Source organism: Mesorhizobium sp. WSM4871 (genome assembly GCF_055811295.1).
In genome coordinates, this window is the sequence record NZ_JBVVPU010000012.1 from 48,749 (window position 1) to 74,307 (window position 25,559).

Genomic DNA, 25,559 nt, shown 5'->3' on the forward strand with positions numbered 1-25,559 from the left:
TCAGAACAAAGTAAGAACACAAGGGTCCCTTCGCAGGAACAGTGACCGGTGGAATCATAGGCAGGGGTACGCTACTCGGCGCTGAACTGCGGGGTTGACGCCCGTCGAACCCGTACTCCATCGTGAGGCCTCGGATATCTCATTTGGAGGAAATCGTTCTGTCTCCTTCAAACTCCCACCTTGCGCACAATAAGGCCGTGGCGTGGAGGTCATCCGTACGCCGCGGCCCAGTTTTAGGGGTCTTCAACCGCCGGCAATTTTCACCCGCGCGTTTTTGCTCTCGAGTTCATCGAGATAATCGGCCCACCATTGCATCATCTTTACGCGTTCTTCCCAGTACTCTGCCCGGGCGTAGGCGCGACGAACGTCGTTGTTCTCAACATGGGCCAGCTGCCGCTCTATGGCGTCCGGATGCCACTTTCCGCATTCGTTGAGCAGAGTCGATGCTGTCGCTCGAAAACCGTGCGCGGTAGCTTCTTCCTTACGGTAGCCCATGCGGCGCAGGGCGGCGTTAAGCGTGTTGTCGGAAATCGGGCGCGAATCCGATCGAACACTGGGAAACAGCAGTGCTCCACCACCAGAGATTTCTCTAAGTGAGGACAGGACCCTGACGGCCTGACTGGAAAGAGGTACGCGGTGCGGCCGTCGCATCTTCATGCGTCCTTCAGGGATGCTCCACACCGAGCTTCCGAAATCGAACTCGTCCCATCCGGCCGCGCGCAGTTCGCCGGGGCGGGGAAACAGCAGGGCCATCAGCTTCAGAGCGGCTCGGGTTGTAGGCTGTCCGTCAAATGCATTAATCGCCCTTAGCAAGCCTCCCAAGGCCTTAGGATCGGTAACCGCGGCACGCGGCGTGACCGTCGGACCGACGAGTGCGCCCCTCAGGGCGATCGTCGGATCTACATCGGCGCGTGCGGTTGCGATTGCATATCGAAACACACTGCCGATGGTGGAGCGCAGTCGCCTAGCCGACTCGTATCGACCGCGAACCTCCACACTGCGGAGAGCGGCAAGAATCGTAGCCGGATCGATCTCCCGAACGCTCTTGTCCCCAAACGTTGGATGGGCAAAGTCGAGCAACCATTTGACCTTGGTGATTGTACGGTCGGCACGTCCCTCCTTCTTCAGCTTATCGACATAGTCCTCCGCGATTGAGCGAAAGGTGTCCTCTGCCGAAGCCTTTTGCGACTTACGCTCCTGTGCGGGGTCGATGCCACGTAGGAGGAGACGTTTGGCGGTATCGCGCGCCTCGCGTGCCTCAGCGAGGGAGATGAGGGGATAGCTGCCCAACGCCAGAAGCTTCTGCTTGCCGCCAAAACGATAGGCGAGGCGCCATAGGCGAGATCCGGTAGGCTGCACCCAAAGCTGGAGCCCCCCACCGTCAGACAATTTCACGAGCTTGGAAACGGGTCGGGCGTTTCGGCATTTTACGTCGGAAAGGGCCATTTTCGGGACCTGCAATTGGCTGCATCGATACCATCAGGATCTCCAATACCAGCGAAAATACCAGCCCCCCGCCTCGTTGGACCAACTGCGCCGTAGTTCCACAAACCCCGCTCACCTGCGCTTTACGCGCCGAAATCAGCAAGGATTTCAAGTGGTTGAAGAGGCAGAAGCGTAGAAGCTTCGGCTAAAGAGACTGTCGGGAGAAGAGGGGATGGTGCCCAGAGGCGGATTCGAACCACCGACACGCGGATTTTCAGTCCGCTTATAAGCTTTGATTTTGCTTGCCTTTATGCCTTCGTGTCGCGCCTATGTCGCGACTGAGCCAATGATCGGAATCAGCAACACCTCATCGCCAACTCCGGCGGCGGGGTTCTGCACTATGGTGTATTGCCGGCGTTCGACAAGAACCACCTCTCCAAAAGTCACTTTGGTGCCTTTCCTCTGCTGGAGGAGAAGCGCGGCATCATAACCTTCTGCCTCTTCCAACACATCCGCCAGTGGTTTTCCGGTCCGCAAATTCTCGGCAATCAACGCGTCTCGATCCCCTCCATACTCTTTGGCCCACCCTTCAATGGTCCGGACCTCAAAAACGCGGGAAGCCCCGAGATCTTCGACCCAAATCAGGTCTCTGTGTTGAAACGCCTTCATCTTCGAACATCCTTCTTTAGGCCAAAAGCGCCTTCTCTGCCGCAGCCAGCTCTTCGGCATCATCTCCGCGCGGGAACAGGTGCCCATATACATCCATCGTCATCATGATCGAAGAATGCCCGAGTCGTTCCTGCACGATCTTGGGAGGCAAGCCTAAGCCTCCATCCGCCACACGGTTGATGCACCAACTGGCGAAGAAATGCCGAAGGCAGTGCATCCCGGTGTAGCGCGCTTTCATGATCGGTTTGCCTTCTCCGTCCTTCTCGCCAGTGTCGACCGCGACGCCGGCCGCGATCTGAGCGGGCATGAGCCCACGGTTGATGATGTTGGCCAGCGACTCGACATTGCCGACACCATTCGGGAACACCAGCCCGAGCTCACCCTTGGGGCAGGCCAGCTTCCATTCCTTCAAAGTGTTGATCACGATCGGCGGGGCGGGGACGGTCCTTTCTCCCGCTTCTGTCTTCGGCTGGCCGATCTCGTTGAAGCGATCGGCGCGTTGGTGAACTCGGATCGCCCGCTTGTCGAGATCCACGTCTCTCCAGCGCAGGCCACGAAGCTCGGAAGCTCTCAGACCGGTGAATATGGCTGTCAGCAGCAAAGGCCTCCAGCGGCCCTCCACAGCCCCGACAATGGCCTTGATCTCCTCGCGGGTAGGAAGATCGACGCCGACCTTGATCTTGCCTTTCTGGCGCCTCTCGGCCTTGCGCTCCTTGCCCTTCCGGCGCTTACCTCGCATGTCGCGAACGACGTTGCGGGCGGTAAGGCCGCGCTCCTGTGCATCGGCGAGGAGAGAGCCGAGGCTGACAAGGATTTTGCGGATCATCGCAGGCGAGCGCGGTTCCCGTCTCGGGTCGTCCGCTGGCAAGTCGGTATTCCCTGATCTCAACTGGTCCTCGAAGTTTCGGACAATGGGAATGCTCAGCTTCGAGAGCTTTTCGGCGCCGATGAACGGGACAATGTGAAGGTCTAGGTGCTGCTGGTATTGGTCTCGCGTTGAGCGCTCCAGGCCGTCGCAAGCCTTAATCCAGAGATCGCCGGCTTTCTTGACCGTGGTGCTGTCACTGTCGGCAACGTGGGTGCCCTCTCGAATTTCCACCGTGGCGGTAGCTTCGAAGGCATCGGCCTCTTTCTTTCGGTCGAATGTCTTCAGCCGGCGAGCGCCTTTGCCGTCCACATAATCGACCACCCAGGCTTCTTTTTCGACGCCCTTGGCCGTGGTCCATTTGCGCTTGCGAACTGACATGACATAACCCCTTGCCCGGAACGGATGGAAGTATGTTGCATTATGTCGCAATTAATCCGCTTGTCAACACATGATAGTGAGCGGCACCGATTGACACCCACCGTCATTCCGTGCCAAATACGCACTACGTACTTGAAGAGTGGAAATATCTAATGGCCGACTATAGCCTTGCTGACCTGACCAGGATCACCGATTCCAAGCGGCGATCGGTGCAACTGTGGGCAGAAGCTGGCGTTATAAAAGCGGACGTCGAGACAGAGCGTGCGGGCACCGGGGTTCATCGGCGGTTTTCCCGAGCGGAAGCAATCATCGCAGTCCTGATCGCCAGACAGGCTGAGCTGCGAATCTCTATCGGCATGTTAAAGCTGCTTGCCGACCACTACCGGACGCTGATGCAGCGGTTTGACGCACTCTTCGAGGAGTGCATCGCCGGCAGGATGGTGGGTTACATGGCCAGCTATGCCGATCCGACCTATAAGGCCTTCTCCACCACGTTCCATGCGGTCAATCCTTCCCTGTCGGCGGAACAACAGCTCCAAGCCCTAGGCACTTTTATAGAGAAGGCGACCGGACAATCAGGCGGCTGCGGAGTGATGCGTCTCGATAAGTACCTCGCTGTCTTGCGGTAATTTTTTGGCTCAAGAAGAACGGAGAACGTACTTGATTACAAAGGAAGCCCTTCCCATTGATCTCGTCTGGGGCGCCGTCGACATCGGCAAAGAGATCAACAAGAAACCTCGTCAGGTTTTCCACATGCTGGAATCCGGACTATTGCCTGCAAAGAAAGTCGGTAATCAGTGGGTAGCCGAGCGGGGCAAGCTGAGAGCGTTTTTCCTGACGGAGGACGCGGCATGATGAGCGAGCTTTGCATCCTTGGTATTGATCCTGGAGCGTCCGGGGCGATCGCCTTCTATTTTCCATCTCGACCGGACTTGATTGGCGCTGAAGACGTTCCAGTAGCCGGCGGCGAGATTGACGCGGCGACCTTGGCGCACCGGATCGTGCAAATGGCTCCCACTGTTGCCATCATCGAGCATGTCGGGCCGATGCCGAAACAGGGCGTCTCGTCGACTTTCAAGTTCGGCGTCGCCTACGGCGTCGTTCGCGGCGTGGTGCAGGCGCTCAACGTCCCCATGCACCTTGTCACCCCTGGACGTTGGAAAAAGCATTTCCGTCTAGACAGTGACAAGGAGAAGGCCCGCGCTTTGGCGCTTCGCTACTGGCCCTCAAGTGTCCATTTCAGTCGCAAGAAAGATCATGGTCGCGCCGAAGCGGCTTTGCTTGCACGTTTCGCAGCAGAAACGATTGGAGGCGCAAATGCGACCTCCTGAAACGGAATCCGCCGCTCGCGATCTGGTCCATCGCAGCGGCGGAATAGAAATCGGCATCTCTTCCGAAGGCACCGTACCGGGAAACTATCCCAACTTCGGCCGATCCGCAACGGCGTTCGCGGCGTCTGTCGTGGCGGCCCGCTTCCATCTCTCGCCATGCATGGCCCGCCTGGTCTGCGAACTGGCGTCCATCGGCGCGAGGCTGGCATGACGATTATTCCTCTCATCGAGCCCGTCCCGAAAGTCGTCATCAGTGCCGTCAAGGTCGCAAGAGCGCATCTCATGCTCGGGCAGTTCTGCCTCGACGGCTTTGGCTACGAATGCGCCACGCTCGATGACTTGAACTCCGATTGCGCCGTGCTTCTGTCTGAATGGCAGGGGCGGTTTCGGCCGCCTGAGCCTGACGTGCGCAGATTGTGGAACCCATGCGACCCGACGACGGGAGAGCATCCAGAACGGATGACCGAAGTGGCGATCGAATGGCGGCGGTCGAAAGGTCGGGGCTACTGATCATGAACTACCGACACGCAGACCCAATCGCGTCCCGCATGGACGATGACCCCTACCGTGGCGTTGATTATGATGGCAATCCGAAGGCGGACGAAGCTTTGGCAGCCTTCGGCGCGGATACCCTTGCAGGGCGCGCCGTTCCGCCACGCGAATGGCACGTTGAAGAATTCATACCGGCCAAGACCGTCACTCTGCTCAATGGCGACGGCGGAACCGGCAAGAGCCTCCTGGCGCTGCAACTTGCCGCAGCCACGACGCAAGGCGGCTACTGGGCAGGCAGGGCCGTCAAGCCGGGCCGCGCGGTGTATTTCAGCGCCGAAGACGACGTTGACGAACTGCACCGCCGCCTGTTCGACATTGCGGCGTCCAGTAACATCACGATAGGCGACCTCGCAGAACTCACGATTGCGCCGATGGCCGGCAAAGATGCGCTGCTCGCCACACCGGACGGCAAAGGCAATGTGCTCAAGACGACCAAGCTGTTTGCAGCCCTCGACAGTCTGCTGCGTTCCACGGCGCCCGCGCTCTACATCATCGACACATTAGCCGATGTCTTCGGGGGCGAGGAAAACCAGCGCGCTCAGGCCCGCCAGTTTGTCGGGGTGCTTCGCGGTCTTTGCATTCGCCACAACACGACCGCGCTCCTGCTAGCGCACCCGTCACTCGCCGGCATGGCAAGCGGGAGCGGCTCATCGGGTTCGACGGCATGGAACAACAGTGTCCGCAGCAGGCTCTATCTGGAGCGGCTGAAAGGCGACGACGGCGACGAGCCCGACAGCGACCTACGCGTGCTGCGCACAGTCAAGGCCAACTATGGCCCGCTCGGGCAGGAGATCCGGTTGCGCTGGAAGGCAGGAGCCTTCACGCCCCATGCATCCGGCGACAGCTCAGTGCAGATAGCAGCCCAATCGAAGGCCGAACGCGTGTTCCTCGAAATCCTCACCGCCTACGAAGCAGACGGCCGGTATGTGAGCGCCACGCCATCCGCCAACTATGCGCCAGCGGTATTCGCAAAGGACCCTCGCGCCAGCGGCGTTCGCAAGCCGGGCTTTACCGATGCCATGAACCGCCTATTCGAAGCGAAGAAGATCGTGCTCACGTCTTACGGCCCGCCTTCAAAGGACAGGAAGCGGATTGCCAATGCGTGACCTGCCAACGCCCTGCCAACGCCCTGCCAACCTACCTTCCAACTGCCTGCCCACCGGCTGCCAACCACCTTCCAACAGGTGCCAACTGCCTGCTTCTCCACACCCCCATACCCCCTATGCGCTGCGCTGCCCTTTAGAGGCGCGCCGCACGATGGGAATAGGTTTAGCGAGATGTCTCGCGAGACACTCACTCGAACGCCGGTTTTTCTTCATGCCGTCGCGGCGTTTCCGGTATGGCCAAAAATCGAGATTGACAAGCGGACTATTTATCCGCCAGTCAACTAATAACAGTTTGAAAACAAACAATAAAAATAAGCATGTTGCAACAATGTTGCGCCCGGTGGTATGCTTTGCACGTTGAATCGGAGCTGAAAAGTGGCCGCAGAAGCATCTGAGTTGGAAGGCGAGTCCGCACCGAAAGGTGGGCAGAAGGTTCGGCTTAAGACGCTTGACGATCTGGACCGGCGCACGACCGCTGCCCGCGTGGTGTTCGAACTCCGTGACAGCCTCGCTGCTGATCTCGGCGGCAAACCCAATCTCAGCGTCATGAAGCTGGAGTTGATCGACAACGTGGCCTGTCTCGGCGCGATGCTCAAGGATGCTGCGGCCAACTATCTCGAAGGCAAGCCGATCGACATCAACGAGTTCATGAGCTTGACCAACGCTCAGCGCCGGCTGCTTGCCGATCTCGGGCTTGAGCGTCGGGCTCTGAAGGACATCACCCCCTCGCTGCGTGACTATGCCGCCAGCCAATACGCAGGGGCTGCCGGGTGAGCCTCGAAAACATCACCATCGACAAGGCGCTGCGCGATCCGAACCTGCTTGGCGCTGCCCTCGGCACTTCGCCGACATGGGACACATGGGTAAGCGTTCTGCGCGCCGCCTTCGGGCTGTCGATGACCGAAAATGACCGCGCCACGTTCAAGGCCGTTGCCGGGGGCAGGGAGCCGCCTCCAGCGCGCGTGCGTGAACTCTGGTGCATCATCGGGCGCCGTAGCGGGAAATCGCGCATGGCCGCCGCTGTGGCCACGTACCTCGCGGCATTCGGCGACCATTCCGGGCTTGCTGCCGGCGAGACTGGCGTCGTGCTGGTGCTGGCCGCCAGCAAGTCGCAGGCGAACGCCGTGTTCCGCTACATTCTCGCCTTCTTCGAAAGCAGCCCGATCCTTTCCGGCCTTATCGAGAACACGACGAGCGACGAGATCCGGCTTGTCGGCAACATCGCCATCGCCATCCACACCAACAACTTCAAGAGCGTTCGCGGCCGGACGTTGATCGCTGCCGTTTTCGATGAAACCGCTTTCTGGCGCGACGAGACATCTTCCCAGCCCGATGTCGAGACCTACCGCGCCATTCTGCCTTCCCTGGCCACGACCAAGGGCATGCTGGTGGCGATCTCCTCGCCCTATGCGCAGCGCGGCCTGCTTTTCCAAAAGTTCCAGGACGCATTCGGCGGCGACGAGCCCGACACGCTGGTTGTGCGCGCCGGCACCGCGTCGTTCAATCCGACCATCGACGCCGACCTGATCGCCAAGGCGCACCGGGATGACCCCGAGGCAGCGAGCGCCGAATGGGATGCGGAGTTCCGTGGCGATCTGTCGAACTACATTGACCGCCGCGTGGTGGAAGCTTGCATCGAGCAAGGCATTCACGAGCGCAGCTATGTCCGCGACTTCCGCTACGCTGCCTTCTGCGACCCAAGCGGCGGCGCGCATGATTCGATGTGCCTTGGCGTCAGCCACCGAGAAGGCGTCCGCGTCGTCCTGGACTGCGTCCGTGAGGTTCGCGCGCCCTTCGTGCCGGATGATGTCGTCACCGAGTTTGCCGCGACGTTGAAGTCCTATCAGTGCCTCACGGTGCGCGGCGATCGGTATGCCGGAGCGTGGGTTTCCGATGCCTTCGACCGAAATGGCATCAGGTACGTTCCCAGCGAGAAGACGCGAAGCGAGATCTATCTGGACGCGTTGCCGGTGCTGATGTCGCGGCATGCGGTGTTGCTCGACAATCCCCGGCTTGTTTCGCAGATCGCGCAACTGGAGCGTCGCACGATGCGCTCCGGCCGTGATGCTGTCGACCATACGCGCGGCGGCGCCGATGACCTCTGCAATGCGGCCCTGGGGGCGCTGGTCAATGCGCCTGCATGGGATGCCGCCAGGCGGACCTACCACTACGGCCCGAAGCCGCAACCCGTCTTCTCAGATCCTTTGTCCGACTATCGATGAAACGAAACGAGGCGTACCGATGAGCGACACCACCAACCCATTCGTCCGCGACAAGGACGGGAAGATTCCGAGCGTTACCGCGATTTCCAAGCTCTGCAAGGAAAACCCGCTTCGCGCGGTCCAGTTGTGCAAGGCGGCCGGCGAAAAGCTGGATGCCTGGTTCCCTCAAAACCCGAAATAGGAGGGCGGAGATGTCCGCAAGCACCAATTCAGCACCGGCCAATGCGGCCAAGCTGCGAAAGGCCCAGAAACAAGCCGTTGCGAAGGCAAGGGCCCGCGCCGCGAGAGGATCGAAGAAATGACCCTGCTACTGCACGCCCATTCGGAAGCGCTTCACGCTGCCCGCACGTCTGCCGAGTTCGCTGCGGTGATTTCCGCGCTGGATACCGACCTCAATGCGGCTATGGCTCGCAAGGCCGAGCTTGCGAAAGCCGAGGACAAGGCGATTTTCGGCGATGGCAACTTGGCCGAGGTTCGTGCGTCGATCGCGGACTGCAATTCCCAGATCGAACTCATCGAAAAGGCGATCGAGGGCGCCGACAACAGGCGCATCGCGGCTGCCAGGAACGAGGCTGCCGTCGACATCGAGGCGCTTGGCAAGGATGCAAAGGCCAAGGCCGCCGATCTCTCGAAGCGATGGAAAAAGGTCTATGGCCTCATCGAGCAGGCCAGGGCAGAACTGTTCGAATGCGATGCCCTCAAGCGCCAGTTGCTGGCGACCGACGGCGAATTCGAAATGGCCAGGCGGCCCGATCTTCGCATCAACCTGACCACCTTGCGCCGCGAAGCGATGGCAGGGCCACGGGCCTCTGTTCCCGCACGTTTGAGCCGTCCGGCGGTGCAGGCCGACAAGGTGCTCCTGTCGTTCCTGAGCCTTGGCGGACTGCTCGACAACCGCGCTGGGGTCGGAACGCCAGTGAAAGGCGTGTCCTCGAAGTCGGATTTCCATCATCCTGCCGAGCGCGGTGACCAATGACGGCGTATGGCTTCCAATTCTGCGGAAACTGCCTTGGCGACGTCGTGCCGAACGGCAGCGATGTCCAGGTCGATCCGGCACTGGAGATTCGCCCGCTCGATATCGTCGCGGTTCTGCTTGATTCCGAGGCAGGCGGGGCATTTGCCGGTTTCATAAACAGCATCGGCGCCGATGGCTTCATGGGCGTCTGCAAGATTTATCTCGGCTCGCACCAGTCCCGTCACGGCGAGACGGTTCACCTCGTCGCGCAACTCAATCCACCGGTGATTTCGCCGATCCCGGCAAGCGCGATTGCCGCCATGCACCGTTGTGCCGAGGCCGGCATCCTTGCGACGGCAGGCGGGCTCACGGAACAGGATTTGGCGGCCATGGAGCTGCTGATGCCGTTCGTCACCAGTGCCGACGCCCGATCGCCGATCAACCCGACGTGGCAGCCGAAGGGATACCAGCAATGACCGTCCATCCCCTCCAACTCGTCGGCGGCATGACGATTTCAGCCATTCCAGACATGGCCAAAGTCGTCTTCAGCCATGGTCTCACCAGCACGTTCCGCGACGGCTTCATTCCGCTGGTCCGCAATGTCCGCGTTTTCCGTCTCGCCGCTCAGGAGGTCAAGGACGCGGGAACGGCTTTGGATATGGTCCTGGACAGCCGCGCCATGGCAATGGCTGACATCACCGATGATTTCGGCCGCCACACCGCGTTTGAGCGAGGTTTGACTTCCCTGAGTTCGCGCTTCGGCGTCGTCTCGTTGATGGCGCCATGGAATGCGACCCTGAAGCAGTTTTCGGGGCTGATCACCATGACCAATATCCTACGGGCTTCGCAGCGCGTTGCGGCAGGGAAGGGCACGGCAAAGGACATTCGCAATCTGGCATCGTCGGGCATCAATGCCGATCTCGCCGGCAGGATCGCCAAGCAGTTCGCGGAACATGGTGACAGTCAGGATGGCATTCTCCTGGCCAAAGGAGCGGACTGGACCGATCGCGAGGCGCTGGATTCGTTCCGGGTTGCGGTTGTCCGCGAAGTCGACCGGACCATCGTCACGCCTGGCCAGGATAAGCCGCTGTGGATGAGCACTGAAACCGGCAAGCTGGTGGGCCAATTCAAAAGTTTTGCGATGTCCTCGATGCAAAAGACGATGCTCGCAGGCCTCCAGCAACGTGACGCCGCCACGTTGAACGGCATGATTTTGGCGCTCGGCCTGGGTGCAGTGACGTATTGGGCGAAGCAGACCATCGCCAACCGTGAGACATCCGACGATCCTGCCGTCTGGGCAGTCGAGGCGCTGGATTGGTCGGGTCTCGTTGGATGGGCCATGGACGCAAATGGGGTGCTTGAAAAGGCCACTAGGGGCACGGTTGGTCTGTCGTATTTCACCGGCAAGGAAGTTTCCCGGTACGCCAGCCGCAACGTCGCTGGCGCGTTCCTAGGCCCGACTGCGAACCTCGCCGCCGACATGTTCCAGGTTTCCGGCGCTATTGCTGCCGGCGATTTCAAGCAGAGCGACCTCCACACCGCCCGCCAACTGCTCCCAATTCAGAATCTTTTCTACGCCAGGACGCTGTTCGACAGGGTCGAGGCCGCCACGGGCGACGCCTTGGGTCTGCCGGATGCAGCGGCAAAAGCCCGATAGGAGCGCCAAAAATGACCGCTTTGTACCCTTTGCAGGACACGTTCGTTAGAGGCGAGATTTCGCCGCGGCTGCATGCGCGCGCGTCGCTCGATCTCTACCGGGCCGGCCTGTCGAAATGCGAGAATTTCATCACCCTGCCGCATGGCGGCATCAGGAAGCGCGGTGGGTCTCACTTCGTTGGTGAGGTGAAAACGTCGGCGAAGATTACCCGCACAATTCCCTTCATCTTTTCTGCCGATCAAGCCTACGCTTTGGAGTTCGGTGATCTCTACATCAGGGTTTACGCCTACGGCGCCCGCGTTGGCACCGTCGAGGTGGCGACACCCTATCTCGAAGCCGATCTCTTCGCGTTGCAGTTTGTCCAATCGGCCGATCAGATGTGGATCAGCCACAGGGATTACCCGCTCAAGGTGCTGACCAGAACAGCGCACACGACATGGACGCTGGATGATTACGAGTTCGAGGACGGACCGTATGACGAGATCAATGACACCGCCACGACCCTGACGCCGGCCGAAACCGGCCACCTGACGCCAAAAATGACCAGCAACACGCTGCCATCGGGCACCGCGTCGACATCCAGCGGCACATCTGACGCATACCAAATGTTCGACCGCGACAAGGCCCAGATTGTCAGCGTCGAACCAAACACGAGCGGTTACATCCGATATCGCCTCCCGGGTGGTGCGCAGCGCATCGTAGATGCTTACTGGATTGTTGCCGACCAGCACGTTGTAGCGTTCCCAAACATGTTTTCGGGATGGGAAATCCAGGGATCAAACGACGGCACCAATTGGGTGACGCTCGATACGAGAGCGGGAGAAACAGACTGGGGCAACAGCGAAACCCGCTTCTACGAGTTCGTCAACAAAACGGCCTACGAGTACTATCAGCTTGCCTTCACTGGCGGCGGCAGCGGCGGTGGTTCAGGCGACTCGATAAGCGCCGAACTGGCTTTCCATGTCGCGGCAACCGACCAGACGCCGTTCAATCTCACGGCTTCTTCGATCGTCGGCATCAACGATGGGACGGGGTTTCAGACCTCGGACGTTGGTCGGGCGGTGCGCCTACTTGGCTCGGATGGTCGCTGGCGCTGGGCAAAGATCATCACGCGCACCAGCACGACGGTCGTTACAATCCAGCTTTACGGCCATGCGCTGCCGAATCTCAGCCCGATTACGCGGTGGCGGCTCGGCACCTTCGTCCCGGGCAAGTATGTCGAAAGCGGCTCGCTCTATGAGGAGCGTCTTGCTTTCAGCCGCAAGTTTTCGGTCTACGCCTCGGCCACGGGCGATTTCGACAATTTTGCCGCAGGCGAGGAGGATGATGACGCCTTGGAGTTCATCCAGGCCGGCGGCGGTCAGGCCAATGATATTCAGTGGATTGCAGAGAGTTCGGGCGCACTTCTGATCGGCACGCTTGGGGGTGTCCGAGCTCTTTCAGGATCAGGAGTGGACGAGGCCCTTACCCCGTCATCGTTCAAGAATAGGCGCTCGCGCACCTTCGGTTGTGCTGGCATCCGGCCGGTCGATGCGGGCCAGTCGTTCCTCTATGTCACCAGGAGCCGGCGATCGATCGCCGAGCTGACACAGAATTCCTATGGCCAATTCACGTCCGACGACATCGGCCAAATCTCGGAACACATCCCGAAGAAAGGCGTCATCGAAATTGCCTTTCAGACGGACCCTGATCCGTTCCTATGGTTTCCCTTGGCGAACGGCGAGTTGGGCGGCTACACCCACCAGCCGCCGCAAGAGGTGCGCGGCATGCACCGCCATCGGCTTGGCGGCAGCTACGCCGGTTCGGAATGGGGCATCGTGGAGAGTGCCGCCATCACTCCCGGCCAGGATGGCAATGACGACCTTTGGCTGATCGTCAAGCGCACCATTGGCGGCGTCACCAAGCGCTATATCGAGCTGATCAGCGTCCCGTTCGAATACGAGGAAATCGAGGACGCCTTTGCCGTCGACTGCGGGCTCACATACACCGGCGCCGCAGTTGGAACCGTCTCAGGTCTCGATCACCTCGAAGGCCAGAGTGTCGACGCATTGGCCGACGGACGGGTCTACAAAGGCCTTGTCGTGGCCTCTGGCCAGGTTTCCCTGCCAGGCAGCGCTACTGCTGAGAAATGGTCCGTAGGGCTTCCCTTTGCCACGGCGGCCGACACCCTCGAACTCGACGTAGGTTCCAAGGATGGCTCTGTCATGGGTAGGCGCAAAAAGGTCTCGGCCGTGATCCTGTCATTGCTCGAAACCGACACGACCGGTTTGCAGATCCAGTCCATGCAGCGCGGCCGGTGGGAAACGGTGCGTATCCCTTCGGTTGTCGCACCGTCCGGAATGGCGAATCTCTTCACTGGCAATGTCGAGGTGCCGATCGACGACAGTTGGGAGGGGCAGGGCCGATATCGCTTGCGACACACCAACCCGACGCCGTGCACGGTGAGGGGAGTCACGCCAATATTCGACATGGAACCTTAGGGCGGAAGGAGCAAGGCGAGGGCGCCGAACTTGCCCGCTTCCGAAAGGTGGCGGGCTTTCTCGTTGCGGAAATCGCCAAGTCGGATTAACTGCGCAGGATCATTGGTGTGGGAGGGTCACATGCCGATTCATCGGAAGGCCCAAGAGGCTGGCGTATTCAATCCATCCGAGCTCGCTTTGCTCGGCCGCGTATACGACAGGCTCAAGATCGAGGGGCAATCAGAACAGCGGCGCGAAGCGTTAGCTTCCAGGATCATCGCCAACTTCACAGCAGGAATTATCGACGAGGACGAGCTGGTCTCGACCTCCAAACTGCCGCACGGCCGTTAGTTGCCCAACGATCTGGAACAAAGCTTGCGAGACGATGTTCGGGAGACATCGGGAGCCCGCCGCAAAGCACCCGACAGGCGGCTATAGACCCCACCCGTCTCCGGTCGCCGGCAGCCCGTCGCTCCATGGGAGCGGCGGGCCTCTCTGTTAGACGAACCAAGATTTTTTAGAATTCGTTGCCCGCTTCGCCGCCGTTTTGTTGAACGCAGCGGCTGCCTCTGCCGTGTCGAAGGCTTTCGCGCTTACGCTGCCGTCGACCTTCAGTGTCACCGCGAGGAACGGCAAGCCCGATATTGGCGGACTATAGACAATATACGCTGGAGCGCTTCTTCTGCCTGTATCTTGCTTCATCGGCTTAGCTTCTCGACTGTTTCGATAATTGCCTTCGCCAGTGCCTCGGCCTCATCGGTCGGGTCCGGGCCGTAGAGCAGCAACACGGCTTCCTCGCTGGGCAGCACGCCGGCCGGGCAGGTTTCCTCGATTGCCATCCTGATCAGGCCCAACGCAGCCCTGCAGGCCGTCACGTCCATCATCGCCATAACCACTCTCACATACAATTTTGCTAAAATGCCAGGAACCGATTGCCGTTCCGCGGCTTGAATCGCGTCCCGGAGTTTTCGAGTGCATGGGTAACGCCCGCGAGCGTCTGAAGTTCATCCAGCCTTTGATGCCGACCCTTGTCGACAAGCCGCCGGAAGGCGGCGACTGGAGCCATGAGGTCAAGTTCGACGGCTACCGTTCGCAGATCATCATCGACGAGGCGGGCACACGCATCCTGACCCGGCGCGGTCTCGACTGGACATCCAAATACCGCGACCTCGCCGCGGCCGCCGGCTCTCTGGAAGGCGTGGAAAGCGCCATCATCGACGGCGAGATCATCGTTCTCGACGAAGCCGGCCTGTCGGACTTCGCCGCGCTGCGTAAGGCGATCACGCGCCGCCAGCACGACCTCTATTTCGTCGCCTTCGACATCATGCATCTCAACGGCCACGATCTGCGCGACATGGCGCTGGACGAGCGGCGAGAGATCCTCGCCGGCCTCATCCCCGCCGGTATCCGCATCCAGTTCAGCCAGGCGCTGCCTGGTGATGCCAAGGCGATATACCACCTGGTCGACCAAGCCGGCCTCGAAGGCATGGTGTCGAAGCGCCGTGACAGCAAGTATCGCAGCGGCCCGTCGACCAACTGGCTGAAGATCAAGAGCTTCGTAATCGGCGAATACGAGCTGCTCGGCGTCGAGCGCGAGGCCGGCAAGCCGGCGTTCGCCCTGATGGGCGAAATAGGCACGCGCAAATACGTCGGCTCCGCCTTCATCAACTCCAGCCGAGCAATCCGCGAACGTCTTTGGAAGCGCGTCCAAGAGCACGCTGGCCCGGCGCCTAAGGACATGAAGCGGCCAGCTACACATTGGGTCAAACCGGGCTTAATCGGTCGCGTGAAGCACCTGCGGGGCGAGGAAGACTTGCGCCATGCCTCGCTGCAGGATTTTCGCGAGAAATGAGAAGTTGCTACCGCACCGGCCCGGTGCCGTTCCACTTGATGAAGGCTGCATCCTGGCCGGTGATGTCCTTCACCGATTTGAGCAGGGCTTCATGCACTTCTCTGAGCGCCCGGTAGTGATCGCAGCTCGGCGATATCAGCGGCTGGACGATGCTCTTGTGAAGCCCTTCCGCCGCCGACATGAAGCGCTCGATCTCGGCTTGTGAAAGCTGCTTAGAGGGTTTGGTTCTGGCCATTGGGGCGATCTCCGTTTGAGTGGATCGCCGCACCGGCATCATGAGGACCATATTCCTAGGCGCCAGGCAAGCGCTCCGAGATCGCTATCCACTACGATGTAGGTTGCGCCCCGGTCCGAACTCGAAAAGGTATCCCGAAGAAAAATAGCCCGATCACGCCAGCAGCCGAGAGGATTAAACCAACGGTATTGAGCCAAAGGAAGATCATCACTTCGACGCCTTGATTTCGCCAGCCGCCAAGGCGATTGCCTTCCTCAAATCGTCGGCCGCCTTCCGTTTTTCACGCGCCTGAAGATCTTCTTCCAGGATGGCGATAATCGCCGCTCGTACTATTGGGAAGTGTTTCTTACAGGTCTCCTCATCCAACTCGTGCACGCCGCTGCTTAGAATTCCGTAAGCGGCCTTGTTTTCAACCAGAGCCGCGGGCAACACTGCTTTCAGGGCAGTGATCTTCTCATCCATTCGCATTGTCGCAAAACTCTCGATGGGGTTCGGGAGTTCTTCGTGATGCCGTACGATCAAACGCTCGAAAATCCGTCGGAGATAGACGAAGGCTCCGGCGCCAATGCCGTGGCTGAATAGCCCGCCCGCTCGATGAAGATCCGAAAAGTATGATGGCTCTAGAACTGCTCGAAAGCGATGGATATCAGACGACGCGATGTCTTCCAGCGACGGAAATTGTCCGACCTTTATAATTGACTCGCTAGTCCAACTAAATAGATAGCTGTAAAGATGAGTGTGTTCTCGTTGGCATCTCAAAATAGCTGTGAACAATCCGGGCAATATTCGATTGTTAGCTGCGGCAAGCCAACTACTATAATGATTGCCCTGCCTAAAAGTTTTGAATGTACTTGGCTTCCTGCACCAAATGCAATGAGTGTCAAACTGAAAATTCTCGTCTCTAAAAGTTTCCAAGTATTCGGATTGTTTGTCTTTTTCGAAGGTGACGCTGCTATACAAACTTCCCTGTGTACAAATGTTTATTGCGTTATCGACAACCGGATCATCCAACTTCGCGATCAAAGCCCCATCCCCATTCCTGTGCGCTCGAGGAGGCGCAGGATGTCGCCCTTTTTAAGTGCGCGCAAGCTTCGCACCGGCAAGGGGCGTGCTGGCTACTTAACCCTCTTTCGCTATCGAGCAGCTTCCAGAGTGCCCAATCTTTGTCGAAGGTCATAGACCTCGATCTTAAGATCACGGATCTGGCTTTCTAGTTCCTCGACCCTGTTGGACTGACGACCCTCGTTCGTGTTGGCAATGTCGGCATTGGAACTGACAGTCCTGGCAAGGTCGCTGATGGTGTCCGCCTGTTCATTGTGCAGACAGACCAGATACTGCAGAGCTCCGTTCACATCGCTGCCTTGAAAGCAAGTGGCTGAGGCGCGACTGGTTGCGAGGGCCAAAATCACAGCCATCATGCATATTCGGACCATAAAACCTCCCCCTTAATATGGTCGATCCATGTAAAGGGAGGCGCGTTCGAATTACAAGCTGCACCTGCTTGGGGGGGGCGTGCTTGAATTATTCTGCCGTGCCCTTCGGCAGAAAGCCCTTGTCCCGCAGATACATGGTCAGAATCTTCTCGACCATCGATGACACAGACCGCATGTCATCCTTCGCTGCTTCCTCCAGGGCATTTTTCAAACCCTGTTCGATGCGGAATGAAATCGGCGCTGTTCTGACCATGTGTGCGAACCTCATACAATGTAGTTGACGATCGACGACAATGTATGCGATTGTGAGAGAGTAAGCAAACTAAACCAACGGGAGAAACCCAATGCTGAACACCACTGTTCGGGCTGCCGCCGAAGGCATGCCCGCAAGCAGCCGCTTTATTCCCCAAGGCGACATGACGGCGGACCAGATCATCGACACCAGCTATGATCTGCTGGCGATCCTGCGCGTTGCTGAATACGCAGCGAGGAAGTTGCAGGATGAGCCCTCGCAGGAGGTGGTTCATTCCCTGCCGAACCTCCTCGCACTGGCGATCGAACTTCATGCACCGATGCATGACGCCCTCGAAAGCCACGAAGGCAAGATCGGCGGTGCCTCATGAATATCGACAAGTCAAAGGTTCAGGATCTGGAGCCGCTGATCTGCGACTCTATCAACATGGGCGACGTGCTGATGAGTATGCTGGAGGGGCATTTCGGCAGCACTCCCGAAAAGGGCCACTACATCATCCCCGAGGCGGAAGGCGACCGGCTGTTTTTCGTCGCCTGTGTTGCGATGTCGATGTCTAAAACAGCAAGGAACGCATACTACGAAGCGCTTGGATGGGACGCGCCATGAGCACGCCACTTATCGAACCGGCCATCGTTCCAGATGTCTTCGTCACAGGAAATGCACCAACGACGGTGATGGGCGACAATCTCAGGCTCACCCTGTTTGTTGCTCAGCGCTCGACCATGGACAACAGTCCAGAAAACGTCGTGGTGGCAAGGATCGTCGGGAGCAGGGCTGACATGCTCCAGATCGCCGCCGCTATCGTGCGGAGCTGCGACACCGCTCGCACCGACGCCAGCGGGACGGAAGTAGCCAACGCGTTCCTTGAGTTTCTAGACGCGCCGAAGGGCCGACACTGATCAACCGGACAACTTGTCCACTTGAAGCCCGCTGCCTCACGGTGGCGGGCTTTTTAGAACTTGATGATCCGTTGCTCCAGGTGGTCACAGTTAGCGCAACTCCAAACGTCGCTTCGCTGCTGCTTGCCCATTTCGCCAACCACGCGGCCTGCCATCGTGAGCCGCATGGAATGCTCCCCACATTTTGGACAGGTCTCGCCTGGCCGGGTCTTGAGCCTTTCCTCCATCGCCGCCATCCGGCCCTCGATCGCCGCCATCCGGTCAGGCATCTTCCCGAGTTCCCGCCATAAGGGCATGTCAGCCAGCCATTTGCGAACGTCTTCGATTGCACCCATAGCGTTCCCCCATGTCGCAGCCATGTCGCGTGGACTTGCCGAGTGTGACAGGGAACCCTTGGAAATCAACGGTAGTCAGTTGCAACATGACGCGACATGGCAATCGGGTTTTGCTGCAACCCGTTTCCATCCAAGTGTTTGTTTTTATTGTGGAAAGTGATGGTGCCCAGAGGCGGATTCGAACCACCGACACGCGGATTTTCAGTCCGCTGCTCTACCAACTGAGCTATCTGGGCCTGTTCCGGCTAACGAAAACTCGCGCTCCGGATTTCTTGAAGGCACCCTCGGCGCCCCTTGAAAGCGCGTGGGTTATAGCACGGGAATCCGGCCTGTCCAGCGCTTAGGCGCTGATTTCAAGCAGGAAAGATAAGGCATCCACCAGACCATGATCCGGAAAAGTGCAATCCGGTTTTCGAACGAGATCATGGTTCAAGCAGGAGCACCGCGGGCCTGCCTGAACAGCCTCATTTCTCGCCGTCGGTGTCTTCCTCGTCGTCACGGGCCGAAATGACATAAGCGCCCTTCAGCCAGCGGTTGAGGTCGATGTCCTTGCAGCGCGTCGAGCAGAACGGATAGGTTTCGCGCGCCGACGGCTTGCCGCATTCGGGGCAGGGGCGCTTGGGGCGCAGCGGCGTCACCTTGTCATCCGGGCTCATGTTAGCTTCGAACTCATGATCGCCTCGAACTTGTTGCTGCCCCCAAACTCATGCCCACCTCCAATTCATGCCCACCTCCCAACTCACGGTCGAGCCGACATCCAGTTGGCGTGCACCTTGAACCCCTCGCCGCTGAGCAGCGCCACCGTTTCGTAAAGCGGCAGGCCGACGACATTGGTGTAGGAGCCGACGAGCTTGACGACGAAAGAACCGGCCAGGCCCTGGACGGCATAGCCGCCCGCCTTGCCGCGCCATTCGCCCGAGGCGACATAGGCGTTGATCTCATCGCGCGGCAGCCGCTTGAAGCGCACCCTGGTCTCGACCAGCCGCTGGCGCACTTTGCCGGCCGGCGTGATCAGGCAGATACCGGAATAGACCCGGTGCGAACGGCCCGACAACAGCCCGAGGCAGTTGGACGCGTCGTCGAGCGTTTCGGCCTTGGGCAGGATGCGCCGGCCGACAGCGACCACCGTGTCGGCGGCCAGCACGAAACCGGGCTTATAGTCCTCTTCGGTGCTGAGCGAGGCCAGTGCCTTCTCGGCCTTTTCCTTCGACAGGCGCTTGGCCAGCGAACGTGGATGCTCGGCGCGCAACGGTGTCTCGTCGACATCGGCCGGCAGCACACGGTCCGGCTCGATGCCGGCTTGCTGCAAGAGTTCGATCCGGCGCGGTGAACCCGAAGCAAGCACCAGCTTCTGCAAAATGCTCATCGTTAATCCGGCCGGGCTCTATCTCTTCGTTTGAGCATGGGATTTGTCCGAAAACCGCTGCGCACTTTTCGGTCCGATGCTCTGGCGCTCTTACTTGAAACGGTAGGTGATGCGGCCTTTGGTCAGGTCGTAGGGCGTCATCTCGACCAGGACCTTGTCACCAGTCAGCACGCGGATGCGGTTCTTGCGCATGCGGCCGGCCGTGTGGGCGATGATTTCGTGTTCGTTTTCAAGCTTCACCCTGAACATCGCGTTGGGCAACAATTCCGTGACGATACCCGGAAACTCGAGGACTTCTTCCTTCGGCATTCGATACCTTTGCTTGGATGGCAGTTCCAGCGCCTAGAGCATGATGCCGAAAAGTGTGAAGCGGTTTTCGGACGACATCATGCTCTACTTCTTTAGAGGCGGATTCAAATTTCAGGTCGAACAGACCTGAAATCACCCGACTCTAGCCGGAATTTGGGCGGAACCTATATGATAATCGTGCGCTTGTGAACACGCTTAATCCGCGTCGCTTTTTGCCTCGATATTGAGAAAACGGCTGGATATCCGCGCCTTCAGACGCTCGCGCACGTCGCGATAGGCGGCCATGACCTGCTCGCGCGTGCCGCCGGCATTTGTCGGGTCCGGCGTCGGCCAGTATTCCACGTCGACGGCGAGCGAGCGGGTGAGTTCGAGTGCGGCGTGATGCGCTTCCGGCGCCAGCGTGACGATCAGGTCGAAATAGTCGTCCTCGAGATCGTCCAGGGTCCTAGGGTGACGCTCGCCCAGCGACAGGCTGTCCTCGGCAAGCACGGCGTCGACGAACGGGTCTCGCTCGCCGGCGCGCACGCCAGCCGAGGCAACGAAGATCGTGGCCGGAAGCGCCCGGCGCGCCAGCAACTCGGCCATCGGCGAGCGTACGGCGTTCATGCCGCACACGAACAGGATCGAGCGGGGCGCGGGGCCGGCAGCCAGGGTCTAACCTCGCCAGTGCAGCACGCAGACCAGCGTGAACAGCCGGCGCGCCGTGTCGAAGTCGATGTCGATCTTGCCGGTAAGCCGGTCCATCAGCGTCTGCGAGCCTTCATTGTGCAGGCCGCGCCGGCCCATGTCGATCGCCTCGATATGGCTGGGCGTCGAGGAGCGGATGGCGTCGTAGTAGCTTTCGCAGATCAGGTAGTAGTCCTTGACGATGCGCCGGAACGGCGTCAGCGACAGGATGTGGGTGACCACCTTGGTGCCGTCCTCGCGCGTCACCGCGAAGACCAGGCGGGACTCGGCCAGCGACAGCTTCAGCCGGTAGGGCCCGGCGCCGTCGTCATTGACCGGCCGGAAGCTGTTCTCCTCGATCAGGTCGAAGATCGCCACCGCCCGCTCATGCTCGACATCGGGCGTCGAGCGGCCGATCGATTCGTCGAGTTCGACATCGATCAGCCTGGCACTGGTTCGATCGTAGTCCGACATCGCAGCCTACATGTTCAGCCGGATAGTGACAGAGCGGCCATGCGCATCGAGCCCTTCCGCCTTGGCCAGGGCGATGGCCGCGGGCGCCAGCAGCCGCAACTGCTCCGGCCCGAGCTTGAGGATCGAGGTGCGCTTGACGAAATCGAGCACCGAAAGCCCCGACGAGAAGCGCGCCGAGCGCGCCGTCGGCAGCACGTGGTTGGAGCCGCCGACATAGTCGCCGATGGCTTCCGGCGTGTGGCGGCCGAGAAAGACTGCGCCGGCGTTGCGCATGCGCAAAAGGAAGCCCTCGGCATCGTCAATTGCCAACTCGACATGTTCGGCCGCGATGCGGTCGACCAGCGGCAGCGCCGCCTCGATCGAAGGCACCAGGATCACCGCGCCGAAATCGCGCCAGCTCGCTGCCGCCGTCTCGCCGCGCGACAGGCTCTGCAACTGGCGCTCCACTGCCTGTTCGACTGCTACGCCGAAGGCTGGACTGTCGGTGATCAGGATCGACTGCGCCGACACGTCATGCTCGGCTTGGGCGAGCAGGTCGGCGGCGATCCAGTCCGGATTGTTGCTGCCGTCGGCCACCACCAGCACTTCCGAAGGTCCGGCGATCATGTCGATGCCAACGGTGCCGAACACCTGGCGCTTGGCCGCCGCGACATAGGCGTTGCCGGGTCCGACGATCTTGGCGACGGGCTTTATCGTCTCGGTGCCATAGGCAAGTGCCGCGATCGCCTGCGCGCCGCCGACACGGTAGATCTCGGACACGCCTGCCAGATCGGCCGCGACCAGCACCAGCGGCGGCACGGCGCCGCCGGAGGCGGGCACCGCCATGGCGATGCGCTCGACGCCGGCGACCTTGGCAGGAATGGCATTCATCAGCACCGAGCTTGGATAGCTCGCCGTGCCACCCGGCACGTAGAGCCCGACCGCCTCGATCGCCGTCCAGCGCGCGCCGAGCTCGACGCCGGCGGCGTCGGTATAGCGGTCATCCTTCGGCCGCTGCCGTTCGTGATAGGCGCGAATGCGGTCGCGGGCGAATTCGAGCGCCCTGATCGTATCCGGATCGGCGCCCTCATAGGCGCGGGCGATCTCGTCTTTGGAGACCGCGATGCCGAGGCTTTTCAGGTCTGCCCGGTCGAATGTCCTGGTGTAGTCGATCAACGCCGCGTCGCCCTCGGCGCGCACCCTGGCGATGATCTGGCGCACCACGGCCTCGACATCGGCGGAAACCTCCCGCTTGGTCAACAGGAAGGCGGCGAAACGCTGCTCGAAATCGGTGTCGGACTGGCGAAGCGTAATGGCCATCTTGTGCTTCTCAGGCTCTGTGGATAGGACGCGACGTCGCTTCCCAGGCGCCGCCAATGTCGGCGAGCCGCGCCTCGATGCACTCGACATCGAGCATGATCGCGCCACCGCCAGAAAAGATCAGCTCGACAATGCCGGCGGGCTTGCTGATCTCGATGAAGCTGATCGCCAGCAGCGACAGCACCTCGCCTGGCTTGTCGCGGGCGATGCCGCTGGTCTTGGCGCCGAGCACCCGGTCGAAATGCAGCACGGCCTGCCGCCGCTCATTGTGCTGGCGAAACAGGCCGGATTTCGCCTCCCAGACGAAGCGGTGCATGGTCAGCACGAAACGCTTGGCCGCCGGCAGGTATTCCAGGTCGCCGACCTTCATCACGGCGTCCTGGACATGAGCCGAGACAATGCTCAGATCCTGATCGTCGAGTGCGACAAGCTTGAGAGCCATGCGGATTTCACACCTGAAGGTTGACTATTCAGCCTTCTGTTAGGCGGTCTTTCCAGTCCGTGCAACCGCACCACGGACCCTGCCCAAGCCAATCGCTCCAGCACTGAGATCGATAACTGGCCTCAGGCTCTGGAATCCCGCCGATTGCCTATCCTGAAATCCGCTCGATCACCGCGCCGCAGCCGGACAGCTTCTCTTCCAGCCGCTCGAAGCCACGGTCGAGGTGGTAGACACGGTTGACCGTGGTCTCGCCTTCGGCCGCCAGACCCGCAATGACCAGCGAGACGGAGGCGCGAAGATCGGTCGCCATGACGGGCGCGCCCTTCAGCTTGGAAACGCCGTCGACGATCGCCGTCTGGCCGGACAGCGTGATGTGGGCGCCGAGCCGGGCGAGCTCCTGGACGTGCATGAAGCGATTTTCGAAGATCGTCTCGGTGATGCGCGACCTGCCCTTGGCCATGGTCATCAGGCCCATGAACTGCGCCTGCAGATCGGTCGGGAAGGCCGGGAAGGGCGCGGTCGTCACGTCGACAGGCGAAATGCCGGCGCCGTTGCGCCTCACACGGATGCCGGAATTGGTCTGCGTGATCTCGGCGCCGGTCTGCGAAATCACATCGAGCGCGGTCTGCAACAGCTCGGGCCGCGCGCCTTCGAGCACGACGTCGCCGCCGGTCATCGCCACTGCCATCGCATAGGTGCCGGTCTCGATGCGGTCGGGAATGACGCGGACGCGCGCGCCCGACAGTGCCTCGACGCCGTCAATGGTGATGGTTGGCGTGCCAGCGCCGGAAATCCTGGCTCCCATGGCGTTGAGGCATTCGGCGAGGTTGACGATCTCGGGCTCGCAAGCGGCGTTTTCCAGCACCGTCTCGCCCTTGGCGAGCGACGCCGCCATCATCAGCACATGGGTGGCGCCGACCGAAACTTTCGGGAACACGTAGCGGTTGCCGACCAGACGGCCGTTCTTGGTCTTGGCGATGACATAGCCGGTGTCGACGTCGATATCGGCGCCCAGCACCTGCAGGCCTTCCAGGAACAGGTCGACCGGACGGGTGCCGATGGCGCAGCCGCCGGGCAGCGACACCTTGGCTTCTCCCATGCGGGCAAGCAGCGGGCCGATCACCCAGAAGGACGCGCGCATCTTCGAAACCAGCTCGTAAGGGGCTGTCGTGTCGACGATGTTGCGGGCCGAGAAATTGATGGTGCGCGAATAGCCCTCATGCTGCTTTTCGCGGCGGCCATTGACCGAATAGTCGACGCCATGGTTGCCGAGGATGCGGATCAACTGCTCGACATCGGCCAAATGCGGCACGTTTTCCAAGGTCAGCGTGTCGTCGGTGAGCAGCGAGGCGATCATCAGCGGCAGTGCCGCGTTCTTCGCGCCCGAGATCGGGATGCTTCCGGCAAGCTTGTTGCCGCCGACGATTCTGATGCGATCCATGGAAGAGATGTCCCCTCGGCCAATGCCGGTGTTTAATCGGTTGAGTCTGGTCCAGCGGCCGGTCTAGACCATTGCCCGCCCCGGTTCAAGAAACGGGATTTCCCGGGACCCGGCCAAGAATGCCTCATTTGAATTAATCTTTTTGTATTGCCTTCGACGCCTGAAGCCCGTCTGGGCGCCTGTCGGCATCGCCGGTGCGCCGCGAGCGCGACTGCGCCTTGCGCTTCTGCAGATTGGCGCGCAATTGCTCCGCCAGCCGGCTCTTGCGGTCCGCGCCGCCCTTCTTCGGTGCACCGTCCTTGTCCGATGAATTCGTCTTGTCGCTCATGGTCCCGCCTCGGCTAGCGATTAGCCAGCGTCAATCAGGCATAGCCAACATTGTGGCGCCGCCATGTCCTGCAAAGCCGTCCGGAGCCGGCTTCCACACATACTCGCTCTTGGCCTTGCGCTTGCCGGTTCGATATGGCAGAAGCCCCGCCATCGGCGGCTGCGGTAGCTCAGTGGTAGAGCACTCCCTTGGTAAGGGAGAGGTCGAGAGTTCAATCCTCTCTCGCAGCACCAGCCTGTCCCATTACAAAGCCAAGGCCTTGAGCATCACTGCGTCCTACTGCATGCCGGTTGTAGGCGTAAATGTTGTCTTCAAGGGCTCCAATCTCATTTGCAGAAAGATCGTGCCCGGGGTAGGGCAAGGACAGTCATTTTAAACGCTCGAGTTGCTGGGACCTACGTGATGCGGTGTGTCGGATCCGGAAGACCGACAACCGTGACAGTTTGGTATTTCGTTTAATCGTGACTGACTGTTACGACCTCACGCCAGCGTTATCGCAGGCCGCCTGGTATAACTTGGTAAGAACACAGCAAAGCACCGCGCACGCAATGTTCCCTGATTGAATGAGCTGCGGACACGGATCTTCGCTACCGTTGACTTGCGAC

Annotated in this window: 36 protein-coding genes and 2 tRNA genes; 19 read left to right on the forward strand and 19 right to left on the reverse strand. The window is 60.3% G+C overall.

What is annotated here, in order from left to right:
• Positions 1–243: 243 nt before the first annotated feature.
• The 3 genes from AC0L2H_RS23545 to AC0L2H_RS23555 form a co-directional block, all read right to left on the reverse strand.
• The gene (locus tag AC0L2H_RS23545; protein WP_019860425.1) at positions 244–1,446 is read right to left on the reverse strand and encodes a tyrosine-type recombinase/integrase; all 1,203 of its coding nucleotides are present in this window, start codon (positions 1,444–1,446) and stop codon (positions 244–246) included.
• Positions 1,447–1,752: 306 nt separating this feature from the next.
• Positions 1,753–2,094 carry a hypothetical protein gene (locus AC0L2H_RS23550; protein ID WP_473592437.1) on the reverse strand — a complete coding sequence of 114 codons (342 nt, stop codon included), beginning with the start codon at positions 2,092–2,094 and terminating at the stop codon, positions 1,753–1,755.
• 16 nt (positions 2,095–2,110) lie between these two features.
• Positions 2,111–3,340, reverse strand: a complete 1,230-nt coding sequence (locus AC0L2H_RS23555; RefSeq protein WP_473592438.1) for a tyrosine-type recombinase/integrase — start codon at positions 3,338–3,340, stop codon at positions 2,111–2,113.
• 152 nt (positions 3,341–3,492) lie between these two features.
• Between AC0L2H_RS23555 and AC0L2H_RS23560 the strand changes: the two genes are divergently transcribed.
• The 14 genes from AC0L2H_RS23560 to AC0L2H_RS23625 all read left to right on the forward strand — a co-directional run bounded on the left by AC0L2H_RS23560 (position 3,493) and on the right by AC0L2H_RS23625 (position 13,973).
• Positions 3,493–3,969, forward strand: coding sequence for a hypothetical protein (locus tag AC0L2H_RS23560; RefSeq protein WP_473592439.1), 477 nt, complete (start codon positions 3,493–3,495; stop codon positions 3,967–3,969).
• A gap of 31 nt (positions 3,970–4,000) precedes the next feature.
• Positions 4,001–4,195, forward strand: coding sequence for a DNA-binding protein (locus AC0L2H_RS23565; RefSeq protein ID WP_473592440.1), 195 nt, complete (start codon positions 4,001–4,003; stop codon positions 4,193–4,195).
• Positions 4,192–4,671, forward strand: a complete 480-nt coding sequence (locus AC0L2H_RS23570; RefSeq protein WP_473592441.1) for a hypothetical protein — start codon at positions 4,192–4,194, stop codon at positions 4,669–4,671. The genes AC0L2H_RS23565 and AC0L2H_RS23570 overlap by 4 nt, the downstream gene beginning before the upstream one ends.
• A complete protein-coding gene (locus AC0L2H_RS23575; RefSeq protein ID WP_473592442.1) occupies positions 4,658–4,882 on the forward strand; it encodes a hypothetical protein in 225 nt (74 codons plus the stop codon). The genes AC0L2H_RS23570 and AC0L2H_RS23575 overlap by 14 nt, the downstream gene beginning before the upstream one ends.
• A complete protein-coding gene (locus AC0L2H_RS23580) occupies positions 4,879–5,181 on the forward strand; it encodes a hypothetical protein (protein WP_473592443.1) in 303 nt (100 codons plus the stop codon). The genes AC0L2H_RS23575 and AC0L2H_RS23580 overlap by 4 nt, the downstream gene beginning before the upstream one ends.
• A 38-nt stretch (positions 5,182–5,219) precedes the next feature.
• Complete coding sequence (locus AC0L2H_RS23585; RefSeq protein WP_473592444.1) at positions 5,220–6,329, forward strand: AAA family ATPase; 1,110 nt, start codon at positions 5,220–5,222, stop codon at positions 6,327–6,329.
• 375 nt (positions 6,330–6,704) lie between these two features.
• Positions 6,705–7,103: a hypothetical protein gene (locus tag AC0L2H_RS23590; protein ID WP_473592446.1), complete on the forward strand. Its 399-nt coding sequence runs from the start codon at positions 6,705–6,707 to the stop codon at positions 7,101–7,103.
• Positions 7,100–8,551: a terminase gene (locus AC0L2H_RS23595; protein WP_473592447.1), complete on the forward strand. Its 1,452-nt coding sequence runs from the start codon at positions 7,100–7,102 to the stop codon at positions 8,549–8,551. The genes AC0L2H_RS23590 and AC0L2H_RS23595 overlap by 4 nt, the downstream gene beginning before the upstream one ends.
• A gap of 19 nt (positions 8,552–8,570) precedes the next feature.
• A complete protein-coding gene (locus tag AC0L2H_RS23600; RefSeq protein WP_473592448.1) occupies positions 8,571–8,732 on the forward strand; it encodes a hypothetical protein in 162 nt (53 codons plus the stop codon).
• A 117-nt stretch (positions 8,733–8,849) separates the two neighbouring features.
• Positions 8,850–9,527: a hypothetical protein gene (locus AC0L2H_RS23605; RefSeq protein WP_473592449.1), complete on the forward strand. Its 678-nt coding sequence runs from the start codon at positions 8,850–8,852 to the stop codon at positions 9,525–9,527.
• Positions 9,524–9,982, forward strand: coding sequence for a hypothetical protein (locus tag AC0L2H_RS23610; RefSeq protein WP_473592450.1), 459 nt, complete (start codon positions 9,524–9,526; stop codon positions 9,980–9,982). The genes AC0L2H_RS23605 and AC0L2H_RS23610 overlap by 4 nt, the downstream gene beginning before the upstream one ends.
• Positions 9,979–11,163 (forward strand): hypothetical protein, encoded by a 1,185-nt coding sequence (locus AC0L2H_RS23615; RefSeq protein WP_473592451.1) that lies wholly within the window; start codon positions 9,979–9,981, stop codon positions 11,161–11,163. Before AC0L2H_RS23610 ends, AC0L2H_RS23615 begins: the two co-directional genes overlap by 4 nt.
• A gap of 11 nt (positions 11,164–11,174) precedes the next feature.
• Complete coding sequence (locus AC0L2H_RS23620) at positions 11,175–13,643, forward strand: phage tail protein (protein WP_473592452.1); 2,469 nt, start codon at positions 11,175–11,177, stop codon at positions 13,641–13,643.
• A 120-nt stretch (positions 13,644–13,763) separates the two neighbouring features.
• Entirely contained in the window at positions 13,764–13,973 is a 210-nt protein-coding gene (locus AC0L2H_RS23625) for a hypothetical protein (RefSeq protein WP_473592454.1), read from the forward strand.
• Between the two features lie 347 nt (positions 13,974–14,320).
• Here AC0L2H_RS23625 and AC0L2H_RS23630 read toward each other — a convergent pair whose 3' ends face one another.
• The gene (locus tag AC0L2H_RS23630) at positions 14,321–14,512 is read right to left on the reverse strand and encodes a hypothetical protein (protein ID WP_473592455.1); all 192 of its coding nucleotides are present in this window, start codon (positions 14,510–14,512) and stop codon (positions 14,321–14,323) included.
• Positions 14,513–14,598: 86 nt separating this feature from the next.
• Here AC0L2H_RS23630 and AC0L2H_RS23635 point away from each other — a divergent pair, with 86 nt between their 5' ends.
• Complete coding sequence (locus AC0L2H_RS23635; RefSeq protein WP_473592457.1) at positions 14,599–15,474, forward strand: ATP-dependent DNA ligase; 876 nt, start codon at positions 14,599–14,601, stop codon at positions 15,472–15,474.
• Between the two features lie 7 nt (positions 15,475–15,481).
• On the opposite strand, the gene AC0L2H_RS23640 is transcribed toward AC0L2H_RS23635, so the two are convergent.
• The 4 genes from AC0L2H_RS23640 to AC0L2H_RS23655 all read right to left on the reverse strand — a co-directional run bounded on the left by AC0L2H_RS23640 (position 15,482) and on the right by AC0L2H_RS23655 (position 17,395).
• On the reverse strand, positions 15,482–15,709 hold the full coding sequence (locus tag AC0L2H_RS23640) for a hypothetical protein (RefSeq protein ID WP_473592458.1): 228 nt from the start codon (positions 15,707–15,709) through the stop codon (positions 15,482–15,484).
• 207 nt (positions 15,710–15,916) lie between these two features.
• Entirely contained in the window at positions 15,917–16,732 is an 816-nt protein-coding gene (locus AC0L2H_RS23645) for a hypothetical protein (RefSeq protein WP_473592459.1), read from the reverse strand.
• Positions 16,733–16,842: 110 nt separating this feature from the next.
• A complete protein-coding gene (locus tag AC0L2H_RS23650) occupies positions 16,843–17,127 on the reverse strand; it encodes a hypothetical protein (RefSeq protein ID WP_473592461.1) in 285 nt (94 codons plus the stop codon).
• A 103-nt stretch (positions 17,128–17,230) separates the two neighbouring features.
• Positions 17,231–17,395 carry a type II toxin-antitoxin system antitoxin gene (locus AC0L2H_RS23655; protein WP_473592462.1) on the reverse strand — a complete coding sequence of 55 codons (165 nt, stop codon included), beginning with the start codon at positions 17,393–17,395 and terminating at the stop codon, positions 17,231–17,233.
• A gap of 91 nt (positions 17,396–17,486) precedes the next feature.
• On the opposite strand from AC0L2H_RS23655, the gene AC0L2H_RS23660 reads away from it, so the two are divergent.
• Genes AC0L2H_RS23660 through AC0L2H_RS23670 form a run of 3 tightly spaced genes read left to right on the forward strand, consistent with a single transcriptional unit; the run spans position 17,487 to position 18,294 of the window.
• Complete coding sequence (locus AC0L2H_RS23660) at positions 17,487–17,765, forward strand: hypothetical protein (protein WP_473592464.1); 279 nt, start codon at positions 17,487–17,489, stop codon at positions 17,763–17,765.
• Positions 17,762–18,001, forward strand: coding sequence for a hypothetical protein (locus AC0L2H_RS23665; protein WP_473592465.1), 240 nt, complete (start codon positions 17,762–17,764; stop codon positions 17,999–18,001). The genes AC0L2H_RS23660 and AC0L2H_RS23665 overlap by 4 nt, the downstream gene beginning before the upstream one ends.
• A complete protein-coding gene (locus tag AC0L2H_RS23670) occupies positions 17,998–18,294 on the forward strand; it encodes a hypothetical protein (protein ID WP_473592466.1) in 297 nt (98 codons plus the stop codon). The genes AC0L2H_RS23665 and AC0L2H_RS23670 overlap by 4 nt, the downstream gene beginning before the upstream one ends.
• A 53-nt stretch (positions 18,295–18,347) precedes the next feature.
• Here AC0L2H_RS23670 and AC0L2H_RS23675 read toward each other — a convergent pair whose 3' ends face one another.
• The 11 genes from AC0L2H_RS23675 to AC0L2H_RS23725 form a co-directional block, all read right to left on the reverse strand.
• The gene (locus tag AC0L2H_RS23675) at positions 18,348–18,629 is read right to left on the reverse strand and encodes a hypothetical protein (RefSeq protein ID WP_473592467.1); all 282 of its coding nucleotides are present in this window, start codon (positions 18,627–18,629) and stop codon (positions 18,348–18,350) included.
• Positions 18,630–18,789: 160 nt separating this feature from the next.
• Positions 18,790–18,865 (reverse strand) — tRNA-Phe (locus AC0L2H_RS23680).
• Positions 18,866–19,093: 228 nt separating this feature from the next.
• The gene (gene yacG / locus AC0L2H_RS23685; RefSeq protein WP_473592468.1) at positions 19,094–19,285 is read right to left on the reverse strand and encodes a DNA gyrase inhibitor YacG; all 192 of its coding nucleotides are present in this window, start codon (positions 19,283–19,285) and stop codon (positions 19,094–19,096) included.
• Positions 19,286–19,368: 83 nt separating this feature from the next.
• Positions 19,369–19,995, reverse strand: a complete 627-nt coding sequence (locus tag AC0L2H_RS23690; protein ID WP_473592469.1) for a Maf-like protein — start codon at positions 19,993–19,995, stop codon at positions 19,369–19,371.
• A 90-nt stretch (positions 19,996–20,085) separates the two neighbouring features.
• Entirely contained in the window at positions 20,086–20,304 is a 219-nt protein-coding gene (gene infA / locus AC0L2H_RS23695) for a translation initiation factor IF-1 (RefSeq protein ID WP_006329283.1), read from the reverse strand.
• 195 nt (positions 20,305–20,499) lie between these two features.
• Complete coding sequence (locus AC0L2H_RS23700) at positions 20,500–20,910, reverse strand: arsenate-mycothiol transferase ArsC (RefSeq protein WP_473592470.1); 411 nt, start codon at positions 20,908–20,910, stop codon at positions 20,500–20,502.
• A 48-nt stretch (positions 20,911–20,958) separates the two neighbouring features.
• Positions 20,959–21,444, reverse strand: coding sequence for a UPF0262 family protein (locus AC0L2H_RS23705; RefSeq protein WP_473592471.1), 486 nt, complete (start codon positions 21,442–21,444; stop codon positions 20,959–20,961).
• Positions 21,445–21,450: 6 nt separating this feature from the next.
• Positions 21,451–22,743, reverse strand: coding sequence for a histidinol dehydrogenase (gene hisD / locus AC0L2H_RS23710; protein ID WP_473592472.1), 1,293 nt, complete (start codon positions 22,741–22,743; stop codon positions 21,451–21,453).
• A 10-nt stretch (positions 22,744–22,753) separates the two neighbouring features.
• Positions 22,754–23,185 carry a DUF2948 family protein gene (locus tag AC0L2H_RS23715; RefSeq protein ID WP_473592473.1) on the reverse strand — a complete coding sequence of 144 codons (432 nt, stop codon included), beginning with the start codon at positions 23,183–23,185 and terminating at the stop codon, positions 22,754–22,756.
• 148 nt (positions 23,186–23,333) lie between these two features.
• Positions 23,334–24,626 (reverse strand): UDP-N-acetylglucosamine 1-carboxyvinyltransferase, encoded by a 1,293-nt coding sequence (gene murA / locus AC0L2H_RS23720; RefSeq protein WP_473592474.1) that lies wholly within the window; start codon positions 24,624–24,626, stop codon positions 23,334–23,336.
• Between the two features lie 133 nt (positions 24,627–24,759).
• Positions 24,760–24,954, reverse strand: a complete 195-nt coding sequence (locus AC0L2H_RS23725; protein ID WP_473592475.1) for a hypothetical protein — start codon at positions 24,952–24,954, stop codon at positions 24,760–24,762.
• A gap of 158 nt (positions 24,955–25,112) precedes the next feature.
• Between AC0L2H_RS23725 and AC0L2H_RS23730 the strand changes: the two genes are divergently transcribed.
• Positions 25,113–25,187, forward strand: a tRNA-Thr gene (locus AC0L2H_RS23730).
• Positions 25,188–25,559 lie beyond the last annotated feature (372 nt).